Source organism: Amycolatopsis sp. cmx-4-83 (assembly GCF_046548815.1).
Taxonomy (GTDB): Bacteria; Actinomycetota; Actinomycetes; order Mycobacteriales; family Pseudonocardiaceae; genus Amycolatopsis; species Amycolatopsis pretoriensis_A.
This window is the reverse complement of sequence record NZ_JAEBEF010000003.1, coordinates 133,378-156,153: the sequence shown is the minus strand read 5'-3', so window position 1 is coordinate 156,153 and position 22,776 is coordinate 133,378. Positions and strand designations below refer to the sequence as shown.

General features: G+C 70.3%; 21 protein-coding genes and 1 tRNA gene. 7 read left to right on the top strand and 15 right to left on the bottom strand.

The window, feature by feature from the left end:
- The first annotated feature begins 33 nt into the window (after positions 1 to 33).
- Positions 34 to 528 carry an NUDIX hydrolase gene (locus ACLJQM_RS10335; RefSeq protein ID WP_410630924.1) on the top strand — a complete coding sequence of 165 codons (495 nt, stop codon included), beginning with the start codon at positions 34 to 36 and terminating at the stop codon, positions 526 to 528.
- Here the strand turns inward: ACLJQM_RS10335 and ACLJQM_RS10330 are convergent.
- The 4 genes from ACLJQM_RS10330 to ACLJQM_RS10315 all read right to left on the bottom strand — a co-directional run bounded on the left by ACLJQM_RS10330 (position 518) and on the right by ACLJQM_RS10315 (position 5,810).
- Positions 518 to 1,252, bottom strand: a complete 735-nt coding sequence (locus ACLJQM_RS10330; protein WP_410630923.1) for a GNAT family N-acetyltransferase — start codon at positions 1,250 to 1,252, stop codon at positions 518 to 520. The two genes, ACLJQM_RS10335 and ACLJQM_RS10330, sit on opposite strands and share 11 nt — an antisense overlap.
- Positions 1,218 to 1,790: a hypothetical protein gene (locus ACLJQM_RS10325; RefSeq protein ID WP_410630922.1), complete on the bottom strand. Its 573-nt coding sequence runs from the start codon at positions 1,788 to 1,790 to the stop codon at positions 1,218 to 1,220. The genes ACLJQM_RS10330 and ACLJQM_RS10325 overlap by 35 nt, the downstream gene beginning before the upstream one ends.
- 307 nt (positions 1,791 to 2,097) lie before the next feature.
- A complete protein-coding gene (locus ACLJQM_RS10320) occupies positions 2,098 to 2,247 on the bottom strand; it encodes a hypothetical protein (RefSeq protein WP_410630921.1) in 150 nt (49 codons plus the stop codon).
- Between the two features lie 68 nt (positions 2,248 to 2,315).
- The gene (locus tag ACLJQM_RS10315) at positions 2,316 to 5,810 is read right to left on the bottom strand and encodes a hypothetical protein (RefSeq protein ID WP_410630920.1); all 3,495 of its coding nucleotides are present in this window, start codon (positions 5,808 to 5,810) and stop codon (positions 2,316 to 2,318) included.
- Positions 5,811 to 7,208: 1,398 nt separating this feature from the next.
- Here ACLJQM_RS10315 and ACLJQM_RS10310 point away from each other — a divergent pair.
- On the top strand, positions 7,209 to 8,879 hold the full coding sequence (locus ACLJQM_RS10310; RefSeq protein ID WP_410630919.1) for a recombinase family protein: 1,671 nt from the start codon (positions 7,209 to 7,211) through the stop codon (positions 8,877 to 8,879).
- On the opposite strand, the gene ACLJQM_RS10305 is transcribed toward ACLJQM_RS10310, so the two are convergent.
- The 4 genes from ACLJQM_RS10305 to ACLJQM_RS10290 all read right to left on the bottom strand — a co-directional run bounded on the left by ACLJQM_RS10305 (position 8,844) and on the right by ACLJQM_RS10290 (position 12,691).
- Positions 8,844 to 8,927 (bottom strand) — tRNA-Leu (locus ACLJQM_RS10305). The two genes, ACLJQM_RS10310 and ACLJQM_RS10305, sit on opposite strands and share 36 nt — an antisense overlap.
- A gap of 91 nt (positions 8,928 to 9,018) precedes the next feature.
- Positions 9,019 to 10,689, bottom strand: a complete 1,671-nt coding sequence (locus ACLJQM_RS10300; protein WP_410630918.1) for a BTAD domain-containing putative transcriptional regulator — start codon at positions 10,687 to 10,689, stop codon at positions 9,019 to 9,021.
- Between the two features lie 41 nt (positions 10,690 to 10,730).
- Entirely contained in the window at positions 10,731 to 11,747 is a 1,017-nt protein-coding gene (locus ACLJQM_RS10295) for a CE1758 family FMN-dependent luciferase-like monooxygenase (protein ID WP_247021915.1), read from the bottom strand.
- Positions 11,747 to 12,691: an NmrA/HSCARG family protein gene (locus ACLJQM_RS10290; protein WP_410630917.1), complete on the bottom strand. Its 945-nt coding sequence runs from the start codon at positions 12,689 to 12,691 to the stop codon at positions 11,747 to 11,749. Before ACLJQM_RS10290 ends, ACLJQM_RS10295 begins: the two co-directional genes overlap by 1 nt.
- Before the next feature lie 156 nt (positions 12,692 to 12,847).
- Between ACLJQM_RS10290 and ACLJQM_RS10285 the strand changes: the two genes are divergently transcribed.
- Complete coding sequence (locus ACLJQM_RS10285) at positions 12,848 to 13,603, top strand: cellulose binding domain-containing protein (protein ID WP_410630915.1); 756 nt, start codon at positions 12,848 to 12,850, stop codon at positions 13,601 to 13,603.
- Here ACLJQM_RS10285 and ACLJQM_RS10280 read toward each other — a convergent pair.
- The 3 genes from ACLJQM_RS10280 to ACLJQM_RS10270 all read right to left on the bottom strand — a co-directional run bounded on the left by ACLJQM_RS10280 (position 13,575) and on the right by ACLJQM_RS10270 (position 15,796).
- Positions 13,575 to 14,627, bottom strand: coding sequence for a cytochrome P450 (locus tag ACLJQM_RS10280; protein WP_410630914.1), 1,053 nt, complete (start codon positions 14,625 to 14,627; stop codon positions 13,575 to 13,577). The two genes, ACLJQM_RS10285 and ACLJQM_RS10280, sit on opposite strands and share 29 nt — an antisense overlap.
- Positions 14,628 to 14,682: 55 nt before the next feature.
- A complete protein-coding gene (locus ACLJQM_RS10275; protein ID WP_360772027.1) occupies positions 14,683 to 14,760 on the bottom strand; it encodes a tryptorubin family RiPP precursor in 78 nt (25 codons plus the stop codon).
- Between the two features lie 133 nt (positions 14,761 to 14,893).
- Complete coding sequence (locus ACLJQM_RS10270; protein WP_410630913.1) at positions 14,894 to 15,796, bottom strand: LysR family transcriptional regulator; 903 nt, start codon at positions 15,794 to 15,796, stop codon at positions 14,894 to 14,896.
- Positions 15,797 to 15,885: 89 nt separating this feature from the next.
- Here ACLJQM_RS10270 and mdlC point away from each other — a divergent pair, with 89 nt between their 5' ends.
- From mdlC to ACLJQM_RS10255, 3 genes are read left to right on the top strand one after another with little or no spacing between them, the layout of a single operon-like run.
- The gene (gene mdlC, locus ACLJQM_RS10265; protein WP_410630912.1) at positions 15,886 to 17,460 is read left to right on the top strand and encodes a benzoylformate decarboxylase; all 1,575 of its coding nucleotides are present in this window, start codon (positions 15,886 to 15,888) and stop codon (positions 17,458 to 17,460) included.
- Between the two features lie 2 nt (positions 17,461 to 17,462).
- Positions 17,463 to 18,890, top strand: a complete 1,428-nt coding sequence (locus tag ACLJQM_RS10260; RefSeq protein ID WP_410630911.1) for a benzaldehyde dehydrogenase — start codon at positions 17,463 to 17,465, stop codon at positions 18,888 to 18,890.
- A gap of 11 nt (positions 18,891 to 18,901) precedes the next feature.
- Complete coding sequence (locus ACLJQM_RS10255) at positions 18,902 to 20,113, top strand: MFS transporter (protein WP_360771548.1); 1,212 nt, start codon at positions 18,902 to 18,904, stop codon at positions 20,111 to 20,113.
- Here ACLJQM_RS10255 and ACLJQM_RS10250 read toward each other — a convergent pair.
- Positions 20,110 to 20,280 (bottom strand): hypothetical protein, encoded by a 171-nt coding sequence (locus tag ACLJQM_RS10250; RefSeq protein ID WP_247021908.1) that lies wholly within the window; start codon positions 20,278 to 20,280, stop codon positions 20,110 to 20,112. The genes ACLJQM_RS10255 and ACLJQM_RS10250 overlap by 4 nt on opposite strands.
- Before the next feature lie 270 nt (positions 20,281 to 20,550).
- Positions 20,551 to 21,156, bottom strand: a complete 606-nt coding sequence (locus ACLJQM_RS10245; RefSeq protein ID WP_360771552.1) for an HSP18 transcriptional regulator — start codon at positions 21,154 to 21,156, stop codon at positions 20,551 to 20,553.
- A gap of 95 nt (positions 21,157 to 21,251) precedes the next feature.
- On the opposite strand from ACLJQM_RS10245, the gene ACLJQM_RS10240 reads away from it, so the two are divergent.
- Positions 21,252 to 22,022 carry an ANTAR domain-containing protein gene (locus ACLJQM_RS10240; protein WP_410630910.1) on the top strand — a complete coding sequence of 257 codons (771 nt, stop codon included), beginning with the start codon at positions 21,252 to 21,254 and terminating at the stop codon, positions 22,020 to 22,022.
- Here ACLJQM_RS10240 and ACLJQM_RS10235 read toward each other — a convergent pair.
- The gene (locus ACLJQM_RS10235; RefSeq protein WP_247021905.1) at positions 22,019 to 22,465 is read right to left on the bottom strand and encodes a nitroreductase family deazaflavin-dependent oxidoreductase; all 447 of its coding nucleotides are present in this window, start codon (positions 22,463 to 22,465) and stop codon (positions 22,019 to 22,021) included. The two genes, ACLJQM_RS10240 and ACLJQM_RS10235, sit on opposite strands and share 4 nt — an antisense overlap.
- Positions 22,466 to 22,511: 46 nt before the next feature.
- Positions 22,512 to 22,682 (bottom strand): hypothetical protein, encoded by a 171-nt coding sequence (locus ACLJQM_RS10230; protein WP_360771559.1) that lies wholly within the window; start codon positions 22,680 to 22,682, stop codon positions 22,512 to 22,514.
- Positions 22,683 to 22,776: the final 94 nt, after the last annotated feature.

The window sequence follows — 22,776 nt, the reverse complement described above, 5'->3', positions numbered from 1 at the left end:
GCCACCGAGCTGCCGAGCACGAGGACCCACCGGATGACCGTCGCCAGCGAACCGGCCCTGCGGGTCGGCGCCCGCGTCCTGCTCCTCAACCCCGCCGACGAAGTCCTGCTCATCCACGCCCGCGACCCCGACGACCCCGGCCACCACTGGTGGGAACTCCCCGGCGGCGGCCAGGACCCCGGCGAGAAGCTCGAGGACACCGCCCGCCGCGAGATCGCCGAAGAGACCGGACTCGTTCTGGACGCGATCGGGCGGAAGCTCTGGACCCGCGAAAGCCGCTTCACCTACCGCGGCCGCCAACACCACCGCCTCGACCACGTCTACCTCGCCCGCACCGACGACACCGCCCCGCAAGTCGCCCTCCGTCACTCGGCGAACGAGCGCGTCGGCCTCATCGACCGACGCTGGTGGTCGATCGACGAGCTTTCGCAGTGCGCGGACAAGCTCCTGCCCGCCGAGCTTCCTGACCTGCTGTACGCGCTCCTTGACGACTGCTTCCCGGCCGCTCCCCTGGCGCTCACTGCCTGACGTCGGTGCGCCCGGCGTGGACGCAGGGCATTCCGGCGCGGCGCATGGCGATCCGGGCGCGGAACGACTGTGTCACGGGGCCGGCGGGCAGCGGGGCTGTCCACCGGTAGGTCGAAGCGCGAGCCACTGAGGCCGCAACGAGCGTGCGACCGTAACCCAGGCCGCGGTAGTCAGCGGCGACGGTGATGTAGTCGAGGGTCGCCGCGTGACACGGGGCGCAGATGGTGGCGGTCGCGGTCGCGACCTGGGCCCCGTCGAGGTGGAGACCGATCCGTCCGTTGCGCGTCCCGGCCGATGGCGGTTCGACGGTGAGGACCAGGCCGACCTCGGGCGCGGAGGCCAGTGTGTGCTGGTTCGCGACGTCGAGGTGGGCCCATTCAGCGAGGCGCCGGGCGGCGGGATCGAGCCCTTCTTGCGCCCGGCACACCTCGCACAGGGTGGCGTGCAGACGGTAGCGATGGCTGTAAGGGGCAAGCTGGTCGTAGAGGTCGAGAGCGAGCCGGTGGCCGCGCAGGCAGGCGAGCGGTTTGCCAGTAGCCGGCCGGACCGGGATCAGGGCGCCGCACTCCCCACGTGCAGCCGAGCGAATCTGGCTACCGGCTTGCCCTCCGGTCATCGCGACGCTCGTGCTGGTTGGTCGGCGATCGGAAAGCGCGATCGCTGTTTCATCTGGGGATCTCCATGAGCTTTCAGCCTGCGGGCAGCCCACCGGCAGCGATCGCACCACGGGGACCTGGCAGCTGAATCGCGACCGTCTGCGGGCGCGCCGCGGCACCACGACCACGGCTGGTCACGACGACCTCGCGAAACTTCAGGTTGCCGAACCCGTCGTCGGTGACGCCTTGCCAGCGACGATGGGGAACGCGGAGTTCCAGATCCGCTCCGGGCCACCCGCTCATCGCCAACAGGACCGAACCTCGGTTGCGCGCGCGGCCGGCGAGCCGGCGAGCGAGCTGCGGCTGAATTCCCCGGGCAACGGCGGCGCCGAGGACCACGAGGTCGAACCCGTCGATCAACGCCGACACCACCGCGAGGACCTCTCCGCCGGGATCGGGTACCAACGCGAGCCGGTCGAGGGCGACACCCAGCTCGGCGGCTGCGACCGCGCCGAGTAGTGGCAAACCGGCGATGGCGGCCCACGAGCCCTCTTGGGTCGCCTCGCCGAGCAGCGCGAGAACCAGCGACGTCGAGCCGCCGACCGACACGGTGCTGCCACGCCGCAGTCCGCCGGTCGGCAGCAATCCTGCGAGAGGCTGCGCCACTCGGAGAATTCCGGCGGGTGCCGTGGTGTCCCGGCGCGGTTCGCTCAGCTGGGCGGCGTGCGGACGCCAGGGATCGCCGCGAGCCCGGCCACCGCCTCCAGCACCACGAGCACGCACCGGAGACGCACGTGTGGGGAAGCCACGAACGAACCCGAACACTAACCGAACATCTGTTCGGATCCTGCGAGATGACGGCCGCACTGTCAAGTCGACCCGACCTCGATCACAGCCCGCGCTCACATCAGCGCCGTCGAGAGCCGGTGCCTCCCCGCGCCGGCGTGAACATCTTGATCAGCGTGTCCACGATCTAGCGGAAGCCCGGAATCAGAACCGCGCGCCCGAGCTCCAGCGCCGCCAGCAACCGCCTGGGCGCCGAACAGGAGATCACCAGCACGAGGACGGCGGCGACCGAGCCGGACCCGGAGTTCGCCTGGATCAGCGGCCGCGGGCGATCCATTCCTCGAGGTGCGGCGCCTCGGTACCGATGGTCGTACCGTCGCCGTGTCCGCCGACGCCATCGAACATCTAGTCAGAATCATCCACAGTATTCGGTTGCAACTCCTGAGCCAACGGAACCAGCGAGAAGTTTGGTCCAGGCGCGGGGTCTTTGTCGTTGGCCACGATCTGCAGGACGTCATCCACCAGGCAGAACGATACCCGTGCCTCGACAGTGTAAGCCGCTGGTTCGGGGTGCTCAATAGCCATTAGCCCATGCACTTTCCATGACCTACCAGGAGATTCAATTTGCAGAGCCGTTGCGAGCGCAGTGGCACAAGCTGAGACCGTGGAGACATTGGCGAGGAGCTTGTCGACGTACTTGTCCTTCTGGTTGAATGTGTCGATCAGCCTACGAACCTGATAGGGAGAGTACGGCGTGTACGAGTCTTTGACTTCGACGACCCAGATCCTTGACCGGCCCGGGTCGACGCACAGCACATCGATTTCTCCCCTAAGCGAGACAATACCGATCTTGGCCGCCTTGTTCGGCTTCAGAGAGGGACGCACAATAAACCCAGGGACTGTCAGCTTCGCCGCGCAGTCCTTTTCCGCCTGACGGTTCTGCGTCTGCCGGTATTCGTCGAGCGCCTTATTGACTGGAGTTGGAAGCGCCTTCTGAGGCCACGGGAGTCGGCCGTCGGACAGGTAGGCAGCGAGGATGCGCAAGGTATATCCGGATGACCAGGGCAGAACCCGTAACCCCTCGGCCGTGGCGACGAGGGGGCTGGTGGCGATGCGTTTGGTACGCCGTTCGGTCTCCCAGTGGGGGATGACGTCGTTTTGAAGGTCCTCTGCGCGCAGAGTAAGCCAGTCGACCGCCGCTACGAACTCGTGCGGTTCAGCGCCGACCACGAGAGACACACATTCAGCGACGACCTCCTCAGCCGTCGTGGCAGGGGTGGGCTCGGCGCTGCTGGCTTCCCACTGAGTGGCGACGTTGAGCACGCCGACCATGGCGTCGACACCAAAGCCGAGCGTTGTACGCATGGCTGTGTCTACCGGGGCGAGTTCCGGCTTCGACTCCAGGAACGCGCGAGGTGGTGCGTCGTCGGTGGGCGGGAGAGCGTTGCCTGGGTTGATCGGGATGCCTTCGGGCCTTGTCATGCGCGCGCGTACCTGCTGGTAGGCGGCGTTGTCGACGTCGGTGGGCTCGCCGGAGTCGTCGGTGTCGACTTCGTAAGTGTCGCTGATCGTCAGGGTGGTGCGGGTGAGCTGGTGGTGCAGAGCGGCGCTGCGCAGGCAAGAGTCCAGACATAATTCCGCGGCTGTGACAGCTTCCACCCAGGACAGAACATCGGTGGCACCGTGTCCGGTCGGAGGATGGGCCAGCACTTCCTCGACGATGAACGCCAGCACGCGAATCATCTGGGACCTACCTTGCAAGTTGTCGTCAACTCGCCCGTCCTCCCGCACGGGGAAGCCCTGTTGCCAGCGGACCTGCTGTTCGAGCGTTTGGCGGGCGCGAGTGGCTTGTTCGAGCTGGGCGAGCGCGAAAGAGAGCAGGTCCGGGCCGGAAAGGGATGCGATCGTTTCGTGGAAGGCCTGCAGGAGCCAGGGGAAGACTGTTCGACTCTCGAACTCGCGGGCGTCATCGCTCTCACGGGTACCCGGCTCGACCCCTTCGGCCACCAGATGCTCGCCGAGACGACGCAGAAAGGTACTGCGAACCGCCTCGTGCGGTTCGAGGGGGTCCGGCAGCCACTGCGCGCGTTGCGGCAGGTATTGGCCGTCGAGCCGGATACCTGGTGGCGCGGCAGCCCACGCTTCGACGAAGCCTGGGCGAGTCTGCTCGTCGAGGCTGCGGGACACGATTTCACCGAGCAACCGCTCCACTGCGAAAGAGTCGGCTGCAAGCGCGTCCTGCAATCCCGCCCCCCAGCTGATCGACAAGACGTCGCCGTCGAGGGAGCGGAAGGCGAGCGGGACGTCACCGAGACCGGCGTCGCGGTGGAAGTACACCCGCAGGGAGGTCCTGCCGCTGGCTCGCGCCGCGCCGACGAAGGTGGCCTCGGTATGAACGATCTTCCATGCCAGGTCGGTCCCGACGTTCCACAGCAGCCTCGTGTCCCCCGTGTGGCCCGAGTGGTCGACCAGTGAGACCGCGACCGGCACTGCCGAAGGCACAACCTGGTAAATCCGATCAAGTCCAAGGTCCGCAACTTCGAACCCACCGCGGTGTTCTGGTTCGAGCAGTGGCCAGTCACGCAACGGTGGAAGCCCGAGGGAGTGCAGAGCCCGTTCGGCGGCAGCGTTGCTTGCGGCGTCCTTCCATTCCGCGATCGACTCGTGTGGTGCGAAGTGCATGAAGCTGATGGGCACGCCGCCCCGGTAGAAGCTCTTCCGAGAACGCCACACCTCGAACTTGTCGATGAGATCCGCGGCGAACATGCCTCCTATGCCTGCCGGCTTGTCGATGTCACGCACGAAATACCACAGATCCTCGCGCGTCTTCTGTACCGCGGACTGGATCCACTCGAGGTCCATGAGCGGCAGGACCGGATGCTGGAACGCCAGCCGTACCCCGCTCAATGGACCGGCGAGCACGTTGGCGCGGGCGATCTTGGCGTCGCTGCGTAGACGGAGCGTGCCCGTCGGCGTCTGAAGCTCAGCACCCGGTCGTAGCTTGGACAGCGCGGCGTCGCCGCGGGCGAGCGAGGCACGGATGGACTCGGGAGTAAGCCCGCCGACAACGTTCAACGCGAGGATCAGCCGCTCCTGGTAAATGATGACCGAATGCAGCTGTTCACCGGAGACAAGGCGGACAGGGCCGATGATCGTGTGCCCGGATCCGCGAAGCAAGCCGACCACTCGACGGTTGATCACCTCCGCGTAAGCGGGCTCGATTCGTGAGTTCGTCGTCGTGGCAACGCCAGCGAGGTCTGCACCTATCGCCTGCAAGGCCTCCAACTGGGTGACGGCAGGCAACGCGAACGTCTTGCCCCGGACGCGGGCGGCGATCGTTTGACCGAAGATCGAAGTCGACTCGAAAGGATCACACACCAGGTCTCGAGCGTTGACGGTGTAGTGATTGGCAGCAGCGAGGGCCCGGTCAGGGGAAGAGCACAGCGCTGGCAGATCAGTGCTCGGAGCCAGGGCTGCGACAGCGTCGACCTCGGCCTGCGTGACGTGCGCATCGTCCCGAACGCTTGCTACCGGCCCGTCCGGCCACACCTCAGCCAAAGCGTTCGCGACCTGGTCGACGCGTCTAAGAACCAGCTCGCCAGCATCAGCCAATCCGAACCCGACCTTGGGGACCAAGACCCTGTCGATCACGCGCGCGAGCAACGACAGGTCGTTGACGACTGCCACGGGCCTCTCCAACGCCCCGGCCATCAGACGGAACAGATCTGCTCCCCAACGGACCAGAACCTCGGGGCGATTGTCGAACGGCGTGAAGTCCTCGAAGTTGGCTATGTCCGGCAAAAGACGGCCGACTTCGTTGACCAAGACGGTCAGGTCGGCGGCGCAGGCGACACGGCTTGGAGCACGGCCGCCTTGCCGATCCGTCTTCCGGCGGTTCACGACCGCATCCGTGAGAAGTCCGAGCGACAAGTTCCGGTGAGCCGCGGTCGGTGACGCGCTGGCTGCCTCCAATACCGCTAGCAGCGATCGCGTCTCAAACGGTGCGACGAGGGCCGGGGCGGGATTCACTTCTGCCGGGGTGTGCTGCCGTCGACTCTTGCTTCGCCTGTTCATGGTGCTCCTGCTCGCGTGCCAAGTTCGCAGAGCCTACGTGCCGGCACGCGGTGAGCCGAGTTATTTCGCCTGGACTGGTTTCGGGGCTTCCGCCGTGCTTGGCTTGATCGCGCCAGCGCCAAGAGCGACAACTCGCTCGATCGCCGCGTCGCCTGGGCCCTCTGCCGGCCGCGGCAGTGCTGAACCTGAACCCCCGGACCGCCCCGGTGTGGCGAGGCCACGGCAGGTGGCTGGCCGAATTTGGGACGTGCTGAGCGATGTCGAGAACGGTGACGACGGCGCGATCGCCTCCACCGCCGTGGTCGTCGGAGGCGAGCTACAGCCACGCAGCAACGCCCGCTGTTGGTCGGCGTGGTGCCCCGACGAGGCTCGAACCCGCGACTCCGCCTTCGCCAGAGCCGATAGACGACGCAGAATCTGTATGCAGGCCGCCAGCCAAACAGTGCAACTGACGCGCCATCAGCGCGCCGCTGGGCTCAGCGGACGTGCCGGGGCGAAAGGTGGGCGGTCCGGGCCGGGCTTGCCGCGCGCAGCCCAAGCCCGCCACCCGCCTGAGACAGCCGCCAGCTGGCCGGACAGCAACGCCGCAGCCGACCAGGCCGCCATGTTTGGACGACCGTCAAGATAGACACTAAATCGCCCCTACTCAGGGGTAGCAGGAAAGCCCAGGTCTGTGACCTGGGCTTTGCTCCCCCGCTTGGACTCGAACCAAGAACCCTCCGGTTAACTCCTTCGAGCCGTCACAGTCACGAGCACGCGTCGGATGAAGACAACCTGCATCTATCTGGCGATCGCTCGGCGACGGTAACCCGAGGTCAGACGGCTGCGCGATCGGACCAGATGACCTTTACGATTCGGTATCGCGGTGTCTCCCTGCTGCTCCTCAGGCGGAGTTGGTCGTCGAGACGCGCGCCGTCGAAGTCGACCTGAGTGGGTACTTCCGCTCTGGCCGCTACGACGGTGTCGTGGACGATCCCTGCAACGCGACCAGCCCGGGGCGGACATGACGACTTCACCGAACACTTCTCCACGATCAAGCCCGGCACCGCGCCGTTCACGACCGCTGATACGCCGGGACGCGGCCGACAGTCGGCCTCGGTCTGGTCGTCGATGCGACGTAGTCCCGCTGACCGTCCTGCTGCCGGCGTCCCCGCCGCAGTTATCGAACGGCGCGGCCAGCGCTCTGCTGCGGCTGCTGCTCGACTCGGACAAGGCGGCCTGATCATGCGGTTCGCGTTCTACGGCCGGGTCTCCACCGAAGACCAGCAAGACCCCGAGGCATCCCGAAACTGGCAGCTGGCCCGGGCCACGGCACTGGTCGACAAGCACGGCGAGATCGTCGCCGAGTACTTCGACATCGGGCAGTCCCGCTCGATCCCCTGGAAACGCCGGCCCGAGGCGACCCGGCTGCTGGCGGCCATGCGCGACGCCGACCGCGGGTTCGACGCCGTCGTCATCGGCGAACCGCAACGCGCGTTTTACGGCAACCAGTACGGCCTGACCTTCCCCGTACTGGTCCACTACGGCGTCGGCCTCTGGGTGCCCGAAGTCGGTGGCGCGATCGAGCCGGAGTCCGAAGCCCACGATCTCGTCATGTCTGTCTTCGGCGGGATGAGTAAGGGCGAACGCAACCGGATCAAGATCCGCGTCCGCGCCGCCATGGCCGCCCAAGCCTCCGTCGAAGGCCGCTACCTCGGCGGCCGACCACCCTACGGCTACCAGCTCGCCGACGCCGGACCACACCCCAACCCGGCCAAAGCCGCTGAAGGCAAACGGTTGCATCGCCTGGAACCCGACCCCGTCACCGCGCCGGTGGTGCAGCGCATCTACGCCGAATACATCGCCGGCCGCGGGAAATTCGCCATCGCCGAAGCCCTCACCCGCGACGGCATCCTCTCCCCCTCAAGCAACGACCCCACCCGCAACCGCCACCGCACCGGCGTCGCCTGGGCCAAAGGCGCCGTCAGCGTCATCCTCACCAACCCCCGCTACACCGGCCGCCAGGTCTGGAACAAGCAACGCAAAGACGAAGTCCTCATCGACGTCGAAGACGTCGGACTCGGCCACGAAACCAAGATGCGCTGGAACACCCGCGACAAGTGGATCTTCTCTGAGCAGATCGTCCACGAGCCCATCATCGACGTCGAAACCTTCCAACGCGCCCAAGAGATCGCCGCCGCTAAAGGCGCCGGCCGCAAGACCCGCGAACGGACCCGCACCCAGCACCGCTACGTCCTGCGCGGACTGCTGCACTGCGGGATCTGCGGCCGGCGCATGCAGGGCCAGAAGAGCCGCGACCAGCTCTTCTACCGCTGCCGCTATCCCAACGAGTATGGGCTGGCCAACAAGACCGAGCACCCCCGCAACGTCTACCTCGCCGAACGCGACCTACTCGGCCCGCTCGACAGCTGGCTCAGCACCTGCTTCGCACCCCACCGCCTCGCCGAGACCATCGACGACCTCTACGCAGCCCAACCCGAACTCGACGTCGACCCCGGCGCAGCAGCCTCCGCCAAGGCAGTCGAGGAATGCGACCGAGCACTCGGACGCCACCGGGCAGCCCTTGAAGCCGGAGCCGACGTCAAGCTGGTCACCGCCTGGATCACCGAAACGCAGGCCCGGCGGGCGGAGGCCAAGGCACGCCTCGTCGCACGCCCCCTGCCGCAACGGCTGACCAAGGAGCAGATCGCCGAGCTGATCGAGCGGCTAGGCGACATCCGGAACGTGCTGACCACCGCCGACACCGAACGAAAGGCGGAGGTCTACCGGCAGCTCCAGCTGCACGCAACCTACCACCCCGGTAAACGACAAGTGCGGATCGAGACTAATCTCGATCCGCACGGTTGGGGTTATGGTAAGTGTCCGAGGGGGGACTTGAACCCCCACGCCCGTTAAGGGCACTAGCACCTCAAGCTAGCGCGTCTGCCATTCCGCCACTCGGACCTGCTGAAGAGAGAGTATACGGCCGCCCCTCCCCCTTGTTCAGGGGGGTGCACATCCACCACCTCGCCCCCTCTGGCAAGATCACCCAGTTTCAGCTCGGCTGCATCGATTCAGCCTGCCGGCCCAGGGCGAACATCAGCAGCGGCTCCTCGTATCGGTAGCGGTCCGTGCCGAACGGCTCCAGCAAGTGGGCGTCCACCAGGGACTCCAGCAGCACCGCCGCGTCGCTCAGGGGTATTCCCAAGACCGAAGCCGCCGTGGGGACCGAGATCGGGGTGGGGGAGGCCAGGGATCGGAACGCCTCGGCTTGGGTCGGGGTCAGCTGGGACAGGGTCGACTCGTACGGCTTCTCGATCGCCCAGCACTCCGGGGGTGTCACCGGGGCTCCTGGGGCCGGACGTCCCAACCGGGTCAGGGCTTCCGACATCGTCCAGGCCGGGCGGGACGCCAACCTCGCCGCTACCGCCTGGAGGACCTGGGGGAAGCCCGCTGTTCGGGTCGCCAAGGTCAAGGACGCTGCTGGGTCCTCCGCGAGCCGGGCGGGGCCGAGCAGATGCTCCAACAGCGTCAGCGAGTCCGAGGGGCTCAAGCCGCCCAGTTTGGTCCATTGCGCGTGCGCCAGGCCGTACAGGCGCTGGCGGGCCGTGATGAGCACCGCCGGGCCGGCTGGGCCTGGGATCAGGGGGCGGATCTCCTCTTCGCTTCGGGCGTCGTCGAGGACCACCAGGAGGCGCAGGCCCGTTGTCCGGGCTCGCCACAAAGCCGCGCGCTCGCTGGACGAACCGGGCAGCGCCGTCACGCCTATTCCGCGTAGCAGCTCCGCCAGCGGGTCCGGGGACGCCGCCAGGTCCACGAACAGGCGGCCGTCCGGGAAGGATCCCGACACCTTGTGGGCCGCTTGGACGGCCAGCGTTGTCTTGCCGATCGCCGCCAGGCCTTCGATGCCTTGGACCGGGACTGACGAATCCATGGGCTTCAGGGCCTCGACCAGCGTCGCCAGCTCCGGGGCGCGGCCCGTGAACTCCGGGAGTTGGGGTGGCAGCTGGGAGGGGCCGGACGGCTGGACCGGAGTCAACGTCGGGTCCGCCGCCAAGATCCGCCGTTGCATCTCCTTCAACTGCGGGCCGGGGTACAGGCCGAGCTCCGACTCCAGGAGCTGCTGCGTGCTGGTGAACACCGCCAGTGCCTCCGCCTGACGACCGGAGCGGTACAGCGCCAGCATCTGCAGCTCGCGGGGGCGCTCACGCAGCGGCTCCTCGGCGATCAGGTCGGTCAGGGCCGTCGACGCTTCCGCGTGGCGGCCCTCGGCGATGTCCGCTGCCGCCAGGTCTTCTCGGGCGGTCAGGCGCAGCTCCGCCAGCCGCACTCGCTCCGCCTCCGCGTAGGCGCCGGAAAGGCCGGACAACGGGGTTCCGTGCCATAGGGCCAGTGCGGCCCTTAAGGAAGCAGAGGAGCGGGCCGAAGCGAGCAGGCGCTGGAACTCCGTCAGGTCCAGGGCCGGTGCAACAAGGGCGTAGCCGCCGGACGCGGATTCGATGGGGACGCCCGCGTGGCGCAGGCGGGACACGTACGAGCGGACCATGCCGATCGCCGCCCGGGGCTCGGCGCCGCTCCACAGGGCCGATACCAGCTGGGACGGGGACAGCGGTGTGCTTTCCTGCAGGAGGAGCACCGCCAGGGTCGCTCGTTGCTGGGGTGGGCCCAGCTCGATCTCGACGTCGTCGCGCCACGCTCGGACCGGGCCCAGCAGCTCGTACCGCATCACGCCGGGTGAACCCGTGGCGACGGACCGGTATTCCCGCATCACGCCGCGCGCGACGACGATCGCAGGGCCGGGACCACCTCCGCGCCCAGCAGGTCGATCTGGTCCAGCGCCGCCGAATGGGGCAGGCCCATGCCGTCGATGTTGAACAACTGCCTGCGGTACTCGCCGAAGTCCTCGCGGAAACGCATGGTGCGGTCGATGACCTGCTGCGGGCTGCCGACGGCCAGGGGTGTCTGGGCCATCGTCTCCTCGAGCGACGGGCCGTGGCCGTAGATCGGCGAATGGTCGAAGTACGGGCGGAACTCCGCGATCGCGTCCTGGGAACGGCGGCGCATGAACACCTGGCCGCCGAGGCCGACGATCGCGCTGCCGGCCGGGCCGTGGCCGTGGTGCTCGAACCGCTCCCGGTAGAACGCGACCATCCGCTTGGTGTGGTCGACCGGCCAGAAGATGTTGTTGTGGAAGAAACCGTCGCCGTAGAACGCGGCCTGTTCGGCGATCTGCGGGCTGCGGATCGACCCGTGCCAGACGAACGGCGGCTTCCCGTCCAGCGGCCGGGGCGTCGACGTGAAGCCCTGCAACGGCGTCCGGAACCGCCCGGACCAGTCCACGACCTCCTCCCGCCACAGCCGCCGCAGCAGCGCGTAGTTCTCCACGGCCAGTGCGATGCCGTCGCGGATGTCCTTGCCGAACCACGGGTACACCGGGCCGGTGTTGCCGCGCCCGAGCATCAGGTCGACGCGGCCGTCGGCGAGGTGCTGCAGCATCGCGTAGTCCTCGGCGATCTTGACCGGGTCGTTCGTGGTGATCAGCGTCGTCGACGTCGACAGCGTGATCCGGCTCGTGCGCGCCGCGATGAACCCCAGCAGCGTGGTCGGCGACGACGGCACGAACGGCGGGTTGTGGTGCTCCCCCGTCGCGTAGACGTCGAGGCCGGCCTCCTCGGCGCGCACGGCCAGCTCGACCATCCGCCCGATCCGCTCGTGCTCGGTCGGCGCCCGGCCGGTCACGGGGTCGGTGGCGATGTCCCCGACCCCGAAGATCCCGAACTCCATCACAGCTCGCCGAAGGCGTCGCGGTGGCCGGCGAGCCAGGTCGTGAAGTCCTGCAGCCGCGGGTTCAGCCGCCGCACCGCCTCGGGGTCGCGCACGCCGGCGAACACGGCTTCGTGCTCGGCGTAGTAGAAGAACATGTTCGCGAGGTCGTCGGCGCCCGGTGCACCCGAGGCACGCAGCTGGTCGACGTCCATCGGCCGGTACGCGACGTCGGTGCCGAGCTGCTTCGCGAACGCCGCCGCGTACTCCTCGCCGGTCAGGTTCTCGCCGGAGATGCTGATCGTCTCCCCCGCCAGCTCCGGGCCGCGGGCGAGGACGCCGAACGCCGTGCGCCCGATGTCCTCGGCCGCGATGCCCGGCAGCCGGCCGCCGGCCATCGGCAGGTGCAGCGCGACGACGCCGTCGGGGTCACGGACCGGGCGGAAGAAGTCGAGGAAGGCTTCGAAGTAGAACGTCGTCGAGAGGAACGTCGTGGGCACGCCGGCCTCGACGAAGAACGCCTCGGCCTCGGCCTTGCTGTCGAAGTGCGGGACCTTGTACCGGCCGTGCAGCGTCGGCGCGCGGTCGTCGTCACGCAGGTGGAGGCGGGTGTCGGGCAGGGTCGACCAGATCACGTGCCGCAGTCCGGCGGCCTTGGCGGCCGCGGCCATCGCGCGGGCCTGGTGCTGTTCGCGCTCGACGGAGTTGTACTCCCAGAACGCCGTGACGAGGTAAGCGCCATACGCGCCTTCGAACGCCTTCGTCAGGCTCGCTTCGTCGTCGAGGTCGGCCGCGACGACTTCGGCGCCGCGCGCGGCGAGGGCCCGCGCGGACTCGGAGTCCGGGTTGCGGGTGAGCGCACGCAGCGCGAACCGCCGCTCCGGGTCGTCGAGGATGGCGCGCGCGAGCCCGCCGCCCTGCTGGCCGGTCGCGCCGACGACGGCGATGATCTTCTTCTCGGACATCGGAAACCTCCTGGGGATACCGGCCGGGTGATCCGGCCACGACCCCAGACAACTCCCCCGGCATCACCGTCTCGTGCACGTCGCGTGCACGTGGTTTACAAGGTCGCCGCGGCTTCCTAGGATTCGCCGGTCGGGCCGCAGAACGGGAGGTTCCGGATGGGTCGGCGGCGGGACGACGACGAGATCTCGGTCGCCGAGCTGCTCCGGGAGACCGGGGCGACCCCGCGCTCGCTCGCCCGCGAGCCCGAAGCCGCGCCGGTTCGCGAGGAGGACACCGGGGACGGCTACCGCGAACGCCTCGAGCAGCGGGCGCGCGAGGCCGCGGCGCACCAGCAGCGGGCCGGGCAGCGGATCCGGTGGGTGTTCGCGGCCGGCGGCGCGGTGGTGGTGCTCGGCAGCCTCGTGCTCATCGCGGTGACGTCGGAAAGCTCGCCGGGACGGCAGGCGGCGACGGCGGCCGACTCGCTCGCCCCCGCGACGACGACCCCGCGTTCGACGACGCCCGTGCCGAAGCCGGCTCCGACGCCGATCCCCACCGTGCTGCGGCAGACCTCCTCGGCGCCGCCGTCCCCGACCCCCACCGCCGAGCCCGTGCTCTGCACCGTGCGCTACTCCGTCACGGACCAGTGGAACGACGGCTTCACCGCGAACGTCACCGTCACCGACAAGGGCGGCGAAACGCGCTCGCCGTGGACGCTGACCTGGACGTTCACCGCCGGCCAGCGCGTCATCCACAGCTGGGACGGCGACTTCGGCCAGACCGGCGACCGGGTCACCATCACCGCCGCGTCCTACAACGCCACCCTCGCCCCGGGCGCGACCGTCGGCTTCGGCTTCAACGGCGCCTCCGGCCGGGGCAACCCGGCGCCCGCCGCGTTCGCCCTCAACGGCGCCCGTTGCTCCCCGGCCTGACGACCCGCACGCCGGACGGCTCCAGCAGGCCGTCCAGCTCGACGCGGGCCCGGGTCCGGCGCGGGTCCGGGACCAGGCCTTCGGCGCGCACGACGTCGAGCAGCCTGCTCGCCAGCGGCAGCACCAGGTGCCGGCCCCAGCAGCGTTCGTTCGCGTGCCCGAACGGCAGGTACCCCGGGTGGGTGTCCAGGTCGAGCCCGGCCCAGCGCCGGGGCCGGAACTCGGCCGGGGCCTCCCACAGCTCCGGTGACCGGTGGCTCAGCAGCGGCAGCAGCAGGACGTCGTCCCCGGCCCGGATCCGCGGGTCGACGGCGGCGAACTCCGGCGAGCGGACGCGCAGGATGTTCCACGACGGCGGCAGCAGCCGCAGCGCCTCGTGGATGACGTGCTCGTTCGGGACGTCGTCGTCGAACGGCGCGCCGAGCCACACCGCGCTGGTGACCAGGGCCGCCACCGTGAAGCAGATCGGCCCGGCGACCCGGCGGTAGAGGTACATCCGGAAGCGCCGCTCGGCCAGGCTGTCGGCGGCCACGACCTGGCGCGCGAGCGTGGAAAGCGGGGTGCCGGGCGCCGGCGGGCGGACCAGCGCGGCGCCCGCGGTGACCGCCGACCACGTCAGCTTCGGCGTCAGCTCCAGGCGGCGGTCCACGAGCACGCGGAAGCGGCGCAGCTCCGGGCCGAAGACGAACCGGCGCAGGTAGTCGTGCGGGACGTCCGGCCAGGTGCCGGTGAGATCGGGCCGGTCAACCGGGCGCTTCAACGCCGCCCGGACGTCGGCGCCCAGCGCCTGCATCAGCGCGGCGGACTCGGTGCGGGTGACGCCGCGGCCCAGCACCGGCTTGAAGGTGGGCCGTTCCTCGGCGTTGGCCGGACGAGCCCGGAGCACGCCGTCCATCGTTCCCGGGTCCGCGATCCCGATGGTGTCCGGTTCGAGCCGGAAAACGCTGTCACCGGTGTGCGCGGCGAGCAGTTGTTCGAGACGGGGAGCGAAGACGACCGTGCGGGACGCGCGGGCGATGACCACGTTCCGGGACTCCTCGGGAAGGGGCCGGTCCCGGTGACCGGGACCGGCCGGGTGATCAGATCCAGCCGTACCAGGCGTACGACTTCAGGCTCTTCTTGGGAAGCGCTTTCTTGACCAGCCGGACGAGCTTCACCGGATTCCTCCCTAGTTCGGTTCCAGGACCGTGATCGACACTAGGCAGCGCTGGATCGGTTCCGCATCCAGCACTACACGTTCGGCCCAGATCTTTCGGCGGGAAATGGGCGCGAAGAAAAATGCGTGTTAAATCAGCTGAGCACTTCGCGCATGAATGTCACAAGCCAGTGCTGGGCCGGGCTGCGGGCGTGCGTGTGCCGCGTGTACACCGAAACCTGCGCCGGCTCGACGTCCATCGGCAGGTCGAACAGGCGGACGCGGTGCTCACCCGCGAACATCTCCGCCACCAGGCGCGGGACCATCGCCACCAGGTCGCTGTCCTGGACCAGGTACGGCAGGGCCGCGAAGCGGGTCACCTCCAGGACCACGCGGTCCAGGAGCTCGTGGGCCTCCAGGGCCCGGCGCGGGCCGTCGTGGCCGGTCGGGCCGAACACCGTCACGTGGCGCTCGGCCGCCAGCGCGGCGAAATCGACCTCGGCTTCCAGGCGCGGGTGGTCCAGCGCCACCATCCCCAGGTAGCCCTCGGAGAACAGCGGGATCCGCGCCACGCGCTGGGAGCTGATCAGCGGGGACGCGATGAACGCGTCGATCTCGCCGCGGCCGAGCTGGTCGGCGGCGCGGTCGACGTCGAGGGGGCGGACCGTCAGCGTCACGCCGGGCGCTCGCGAAGGCAGCGCGGCCATCAGCCGGGGCAGCAGCGAGATCTCCCCCAGGTCCGACAGGCACAGCGTGAACGCCGCCCGCGCGGTCGAGGGGTCGAACGACCAGGCGCCGCTGACCGCCGTTTCGATGCCCGACAGCGCGCTGTGCAGCGGCTCGTAGAGCGCGCGGGCGGTCGTCGTCGGCACCAGGCCGCTGCCGCCGCGGCGGAACAGCTCGTCGGAGAACCGGCGCCGCAGCTTCTGCAGGCTGTAGCTGATCGTCGGCTGCGTGACGTGCAGGGACTCCGCCGTCGCGGTCACGCTGCGGGTCTCGTAGAGCAGCACGAACGTCCGGACCAGGTTGAGGTCGAAGTCCCGCATCATCGATCCCATCTATGAACCCACGTGACAACATTTATTGGAGCACAGGCCGGTGGGCTCCCTAGGGTCTGGTCCAACCCCGCCCGAGGAGGACCCGCGCCATGCCCACCGCCCGCCGGCTCGCCCACGAGTTCCTGGACCGCCGTGGCCTGACCACGATCTTCGGCAACCCCGGCTCCAACGAGCTGCCGTTCCTCGCCGAGCTGCCGGGGAACTTCCGGTACGTCCTCGGCCTGCACGAAGGCGCCGTCGTCGGGATGGCTGACGGCTACGCCCAGGCGACCGGCCGTCCGGTGCTGGTCAACCTGCACGCCGCCGCCGGCTCGGGCAACGCGATGGGCGCGCTGACCAACGCCGTTTACTCGCGCTCGCCCCTGGTGCTGACCGCCGGCCAGCAGGTCCGGTCGGCCATCGGCCTGGAGGCGATGCTCGCCAACGTCGACGCCACCCAGCTGATGCGGCCCCTGGTCGGCTGGGCCGGCGAGCCGAGCTGCGCGGACGACGTCCCCCGCTCGCTGGCGCAGGCCGTGTTCGAGGCCGAACTGCACCGGCGCCCGACCTACCTCTCGGTCCCCTACGACGACTGGGCCGCCGAGCTGTCGCCGAACGCGGCCGTGACGCTGGACCGGAACGTCCGAAGAGGACTCACGCCGTCGGAGGCCCAGCTCGACGAGCTCGCCGCGACCGTGGCCGCGGCGAAGAACCCCGCGCTGGTGCTGGGCGGCGACGTCGACGCCACCGGGCTGTTCGACCGCGCCGTCGCCCTCGCCGAGCACCTCGGGCTGCCGACGTGGGTGGCGCCGTCGCCGCACCGGCTGCCCTTCCCCAACCGGCACCCGCTGTTCCGCGGTGTGCTGCCGGCCGGCATCGCCCCGATTTCGGCCGCGTTCACCGGCCACGACCTCGTGCTCGTGCTCGGCGCATCGGTGTTCCGCTACCACCAGCACGTGCCCGGCGCGTACCTGCCCGAGGGCACGCGGCTGATCCAGGTGACCGACGACTTCGGTGCCGCGGCCCGCGCGCCGATGGGCGAGGCGCTCGTGGCGGACCCGGCGCCGGTGCTCGAGGCCCTGCTCGCGCGGGTGCCCGCGCGAGCCTCGACCGGCGAGTTCGTCGCGAACCCGGAGCCCAAGACCGGCGCGAAAGCCCTGCACCCGGAACAGGTTTTCGCTGCCCTGCGCGAGACCCAGGCCGACGACACCCGGTACGTCGTCGAATCGACGTCGACGAATTCGGCCTGGTGGCGGCAAATGGACCTGCGCCGCGAGGGTTCGTACTTCTTCCCGGCCGCCGGCGGGCTCGGGTTCGGCCTGCCCGCCGCGGTCGGCGTCGCCATGGGCAGCCCGGACCGGCCGGTCGTCGGCGTCATCGGCGACGGCTCGGCGAACTACGGCATCACGGCGTTGTGGAGCGCGGCGCACTACCGCGTCCCGGTGACGTTCGTGATCTTGCGCAACGGCGTTTACGGCGCCCTGCGGTGGTTCGGTGAGCTGCTCGGCACGCCGGACGTGCCGGGCACGGAGATCCCGGGCCTGGACTTCACCGCCATCGCGGCCGGCTACGGCGTCCCCGCCACCACCGTCGGGGACCTCGGCGACCTGCACGAGGAGCTCAAGTCGACCCCGGACGGCCCGCGGCTGATCCAGGTCGACACCGAACCGACCACACCGGAGTGATCATGACGTTGTTCGAGCACGAGTTCCGCCGCGGCAGCGGCGGCACGCACCAGGTCGTCGAACCGGCCACCGGGGAAATCCTCGGCGGCGTGGGCATCGCGACGCCGTCGGACGTCGCGGCGGCCGCGGCCACGGCGGCGAAGGCCCAGCGCGACTGGGCGCGGCGCAAGCCCGCCGAGCGCGCCGCGGTGCTGCGCCGCGCCGGTGAGCTGTGGGAGGCGCACGCCGCCGAGGTGCAGGACTGGATCGTCCGCGAAGCCGGTTCTACGCGGCCGAAAGCCGGGATCGAAACCGAGATGGCGGCCGGGATCTGCTTCGAGGCCGCGGCGCTGCCCACGCACCCGCTCGGGGAGGTGCTGAGCACCGGCGAACCGCGCTGGTCGCTGGCGCGACGTCAGCCGTGCGGCGTGGTTTCGGTGATTTCGCCGTTCAACTTCCCGCTGATCCTGGCGATCCGCTCGGTCGCGCCCGCACTGGCGCTCGGCAACGCCGTGCTGCTCAAGCCGGACCTGCGGACCGCGGTGTCCGGCGGCGTGAGCATCGTGCGGATCTTCGAGGCGGCCGGGCTGCCGGAAGGGCTGCTGCACCTGCTGCCCGGTGACGCCGCCGTCGGCGCCGCGGTCGTCGACGCGCCCGAGGTTTCGGTCGTGTCGTTCACCGGGTCCACCGCGGCCGGGCGGAGGGTCGGCGAGGCCGCCGCGCGCTCGCTCAAGCGCGTGCACCTGGAGCTGGGCGGGAACAACGCGCTCGTCGTGCTGCCGGGCGCCGACGTCGCCAAGGCCGCCTCGGCGGGCGCGTTCGGTTCGTTCCTGCACCAGGGCCAGATCTGCATGACGACCGGGCGCCACCTCGTGCACGAGTCCCAAGTGGACGAATACGTCGAGGCGCTGGCGGAGAAGGCGCGGCGGCTGCCGGTCGGGAACCCGGCCACCGGCGAGGTCGCACTGGGCCCGATCATCGACGACCGGCAGCTCGCGCACGTCACCGACGTCGTCGACCGGAGCGTGGCGGCGGGTGCCCGCGTCGTGGCCGGTGGCAAGGCGGATGCGCCGTACTACCCGCCGACCGTCCTCTTCGGACTCTCGGACGACAGTCCGGCGTGGCGCGAGGAGATCTTCGGCCCGGTGGCGCCGGTGCGCGCCTACCGCGATCTCGACGAGGCCGCGCGGCTGGTCAACGCGTCCGAATACGGGCTGTCGGTCGGCATCCTCGGCGACGTCGGCACCGCTATGACGCTGGCCGACGAGGTCCGCTCGGGCAAGGTGCACATCAACGAGCAGACCGTCGGCGACGAGCCCACCGCCCCGTTCGGCGGCGTCGGCGACTCCGGCAACGGCTCCCGCTTCGGCGGGGCCAAGGCCAACATCGAGGCCTTCACCGAAACCCAGTGGCTGACCGTCCGCGCGGACATCGCGGGCTACCCCTTCTAAGGAGCACGGCAATGACGACGTCTCCCGTCCGTCCGGTGTGGACGGCGGTCCTCTGCTGGCTGACCGTCCTGCTCGAGGGCTACGACCTGGTCGCGCTCGGCGCCACCATCCCGACGCTGCTCAAGAGCGGCTACCTCGGCTTCACCGCGGCCGGCGCGACGCTGGTCGCGACGGTGTCGCTGATCGGCGTGGCCGTCGGCGCGGCCTGCCTCGGCCCGCTCACCGACCGGTTCGGCCGCCGCGGCATGCTGATCGGCTCGGTGCTGCTCTTTTCGCTGTTCACCCTGCTGACGCCGATCGCGCCGAACGTGGCGACGTTCGGGATCTTCCGGTTCGTCGCCGGTCTGGGGCTCGGCGCGTGCATGCCGGTGGCGCTGACGGTGATGTCGGAGAACCTGCCCGCCCGGCGGCGCGCCAGCGCGAGCACGTTCACGATGACCGGCTACCACGTCGGGGCGGTGCTGACGTCGATCCTGGCGCTGTACGCGAAGGACGACTGGCACCTGCTGTTCTACGGCGGCGGGATCGTCGGCCTGCTGGCCGTGCCGCTGATGTGGTGGAAGCTGCCGGAATCCGCGGCCTACCTGGCTTCGCGCGAGGACGCGGCGGCCGAGCGGGTGGGGCTGCGCGACCTGCTGGGTTCGCGGTTCCGGCGGGTCAGCATCGCGGTCTGGGCCGGGTCGTTCATGGGGCTGCTGCTGGTCTACGGGCTCAACACGTGGCTGCCGCAGCTGATGCGGACCGCGGGGTACCCGATCTCGACGTCGATCACGTTGTTGCTGGTGCTCAACATCGGCGCGGTGCTCGGGCTGGTGCTGGCGGGCACAATCGCCGACCGCTTCGGCATCCGGCCGATCGCGCGGATCTGGTTCGGCGCGGGTGCCGTGCTGCTGGCGGCGCTGAGCCTGCGCATCGGGAACGCTTTCCTGCTGAACGCGGTCGTGCTGCTGACCGGCGTGTTCGTGTTCTCCGCGCAAGTGCTGATCTACGGGTACGTGGCCCAGGTGTTCCCGGCGCGGCTGCGGGGCACGGCGCTCGGGCTGACGTCGGCGGTCGGGCGGCTGGGCTCGATCCTGGGCCCGTTCGTGACCGGCGCGCTGGTCACCGCGGGCGTCGCGTACCCGTGGGGGTTCTACTTCTTCGCCGTGGTGGCCGCGCTCGGGCTGGGTGCGGTGCTGGCGCTGCGTGGGGAGTCACGGACAGCGGAGCCGGTGCCGGTCTAGGCCGTCTCTTCCGGGCGGCGGCGCATGGTGGGCTCCGGCTGCTCGGTCCGGCGGTCGGAGTCGCGCAGGACCTCGCGGGCCTGGCCTTCGGGGTCCTCGCTCTCGACGGCCTGCTCTTCGGGCAGCAGCTCGGCGCGGGTTTCCGTGCGGTCGGGGGTGTCGTCCATGCGTCGCTGGTACCCGTTCGGGCGCGGTCTCAGACACGAGCGAGCCTGCGAGACGATCAAGGTGGCCGCTCGGCAGGCGGCCAGGTGAGCTTCACGGGAAGCGGCGGGCGGCATTCCTGGCGGGGGCCTGCCGGACCGAGCGGCTGAGCGGACTCGGCCGCCGGACGGCGCGGCTGGGCGGACTCGGCCTGCGGACCGAGCAGCCGGGCGGACTCGGCCCGCGGACCGCGCGGCTGGGCCGGCGGGCGAGTCCCCAGCCGCCGGCCGCGCTCACTCGCGGGCTCGGCGATGCCCGACGGCGTCGCGGCGCAGCTGGTCCGTGCGCTCCGAAATCTCCCCCACCTGCTCCGCCAGTCCCGCGTGCCCCGCGGCCAAGTGGGGCCGGGCCGCGGCCAGGGGTGACAGGAGTGTCGCCGGGTCGTCGTCGCCCAGTGCCGCACCGAGGCGGTCCGCCGTTTCCTGGGCCGCCGGGTCCAAGCCGGGCAACGCGCTGACCTGGCCCGCCAAACGGCGCAAGCCCGCCGAGTTGCGGCGGGCCCAGTCGGCCACCGCTCGGTCGCCCGCGCGGCGGTCGCGTTCCGCGCCGACCCGGGCTTCGCCCGTCCGCTCGCCCGTGTTCGACGGCTGCAGCCGCAGATAACGCCGTTCCGCGGCCTGGCGGCTCGCCACGCCCAGGGCCGGGGCCAGCGCCACCCAGCTCGCGCCCGCTCCTCTGGCCGCCGTGATCAACTCCGGTTCCCAGCCGGACAGTTCCTCGCGCAGCAGGCGCAGGCCGGTCAGTGCGGCCAGCAACCGGTCCTGGTCCGCGGTGCCCGCTCGGGCGGCCGCGACCACGTCGTGGATCCGGCGTGCCGCGGCGGCGGGATCGTCGTCCATGGCGTCATCCTTCCGACGACCCTCTTCTTGTCGTCACTGAGACGACATGGTAAGACATTCTCGACCGAGGTTCGACCCCTTCGCGGAGGGTAGCGTTGCGTCCCCCAACGACGACGGGCGAGCGAGTCCCGGCGACCGCTCTGCTCGAAGAACTCCTGGAACGGATCGCCGCCGACGTGCCGGGCGCGCTCGGCGCGGCGGTGTCGGTGCACCACCACGGCGAACGGCCCCGGATCGCCGCGGCGCACGGGGTGTTGGTGCCCGCGCAGCTCCACGGCTTCGGCGACCCGGTCACCACCGCCGGGCGCACCGGCCTCCCGGTCGTGACCGCCGACGTCTGCGCCGACGAACGCTGGCCGTCGCTCACCCTGAGCGGGCTGATCGAGCAGGACCCCGGCTCGGCCGCGGACTTGTCGCGGGTCTTCGGCGTCGCGGCACTGCCCGTCGCCTGGGACGCCGAAGGCACGCTGGTGCTGTCCGTGACGCTCGACCGCCCGGCCACCAACGAGACGCTGGACGTCCTGCGGCGCCACGAACGGCTCGCCGCGATGGCGTTCGTCGTCACCGAGGCCGCTCAGCCGGACCGGATGACGCAGATGCTGGACCTCCTGCAGTCGCGGGCCGCGCTCGAGGAGGCCAAGGGCATCGTCATCGCCCTGCGGCGGTGCGACCCCGGCGAAGCCTGGACCACGCTGCGGCAGGCCAGCCAGACGTCGAACGTCAAGGTGCGCGAACTCGCCGTCGCGCTGGTGGAGCAGCTCGCCGGGGCGCCGGCGACGCAGCCCGACGGCGAACGCGTGATCCGTCCCGGCGCGGCCGCGCGTGAAGCCGCCGCCCAGCTGCTGCGCGAGCTGGAACGGCGTTAGGCCGCTTCGACGCGGAAGACCGCGATGCGGTCCGCAGCCGCGGCGACGCCGTCGGGCGTCGACGCCTCCGCGAGCCCGGTCGTCACGAACCGCTTGCCCACGCTCGGCGGGCTCGTCTCGACCAGCTTGCGCAGGACGGGACGCCGCTCCTCGACCGGCAGCTCGGCCAGCCGCGCCGCGGACGTCCGGCGGCCGCGGGTGAGCGTGACCTCCCCCGCGGCCCGGACGTTCGCCACCCACGCCGCCTTCGGGTAGGCCTGGACGATGTAGCGGTGCCCGTCGATGGGGAGCACCGCGATGGGGAACGTGCGCGGGACGCCGGTGCGCCGCCCCGGCACGGTGAGCAGCTGCATCGGGCCGAACGCGACGCCGAGCCGCTGCAGCCCCACCACGATCTTGTTGCCGGCGTTGACCATCCGGCGGTAGCTCTGCGCTGTTGTCATGCTCCGACCGTACACCATTTCATATGACTCTCATATGATCTGGGTTTCAGGTTCGATCGGGGCCCGGTTCCGTCTCGGGCGGCACCGGGTCGGGCACCGGGACGCCGGGCTCCGGATCGGGCAGCACCGGCGACGGCTCCGCCCCGGGCGCCGGGAGGTCGGGGTCGGGCCGGACCGGTTCGGGTGTCACCGGGGGCGCGCTCGCTGCGATCGGCATCGGGTTCCCTCCGCCACGCGCCGTCCGCGGTTCGGACGGCGATCACCTGCCAACTACCCCGAAGCCTTGACCCTGACACCGTGTCAGGTCCTAT

What these genes read in the sequence shown, in the direction of transcription:
- ACLJQM_RS10335 (WP_410630924.1), top strand. Translation starts at nt 34, where the DNA reads ATGACCGTCGCCAGCGAACCGGCCCTGCGGGTCGGCGCCCGCGTCCTG.
- ACLJQM_RS10320 (WP_410630921.1), bottom strand. Translation starts at nt 2,247, where the DNA reads ATGGATCGCCCGCGGCCGCTGATCCAGGCGAACTCCGGGTCCGGCTCG.
- ACLJQM_RS10310 (WP_410630919.1), top strand. Translation starts at nt 7,209, where the DNA reads ATGCGGTTCGCGTTCTACGGCCGGGTCTCCACCGAAGACCAGCAAGAC.
- ACLJQM_RS10300 (WP_410630918.1), bottom strand. Translation starts at nt 10,689, where the DNA reads ATGCGGTACGAGCTGCTGGGCCCGGTCCGAGCGTGGCGCGACGACGTC.
- ACLJQM_RS10295 (WP_247021915.1), bottom strand. Translation starts at nt 11,747, where the DNA reads ATGGAGTTCGGGATCTTCGGGGTCGGGGACATCGCCACCGACCCCGTG.
- ACLJQM_RS10290 (WP_410630917.1), bottom strand. Translation starts at nt 12,691, where the DNA reads ATGTCCGAGAAGAAGATCATCGCCGTCGTCGGCGCGACCGGCCAGCAG.
- ACLJQM_RS10285 (WP_410630915.1), top strand. Translation starts at nt 12,848, where the DNA reads ATGGGTCGGCGGCGGGACGACGACGAGATCTCGGTCGCCGAGCTGCTC.
- ACLJQM_RS10270 (WP_410630913.1), bottom strand. Translation starts at nt 15,796, where the DNA reads ATGGGATCGATGATGCGGGACTTCGACCTCAACCTGGTCCGGACGTTC.
- mdlC (WP_410630912.1), top strand. Translation starts at nt 15,886, where the DNA reads ATGCCCACCGCCCGCCGGCTCGCCCACGAGTTCCTGGACCGCCGTGGC.
- ACLJQM_RS10260 (WP_410630911.1), top strand. Translation starts at nt 17,463, where the DNA reads ATGACGTTGTTCGAGCACGAGTTCCGCCGCGGCAGCGGCGGCACGCAC.
- ACLJQM_RS10255 (WP_360771548.1), top strand. Translation starts at nt 18,902, where the DNA reads ATGACGACGTCTCCCGTCCGTCCGGTGTGGACGGCGGTCCTCTGCTGG.
- ACLJQM_RS10250 (WP_247021908.1), bottom strand. Translation starts at nt 20,280, where the DNA reads ATGGACGACACCCCCGACCGCACGGAAACCCGCGCCGAGCTGCTGCCC.
- ACLJQM_RS10245 (WP_360771552.1), bottom strand. Translation starts at nt 21,156, where the DNA reads ATGGACGACGATCCCGCCGCCGCGGCACGCCGGATCCACGACGTGGTC.
- ACLJQM_RS10235 (WP_247021905.1), bottom strand. Translation starts at nt 22,465, where the DNA reads ATGACAACAGCGCAGAGCTACCGCCGGATGGTCAACGCCGGCAACAAG.
- ACLJQM_RS10230 (WP_360771559.1), bottom strand. Translation starts at nt 22,682, where the DNA reads ATGCCGATCGCAGCGAGCGCGCCCCCGGTGACACCCGAACCGGTCCGG.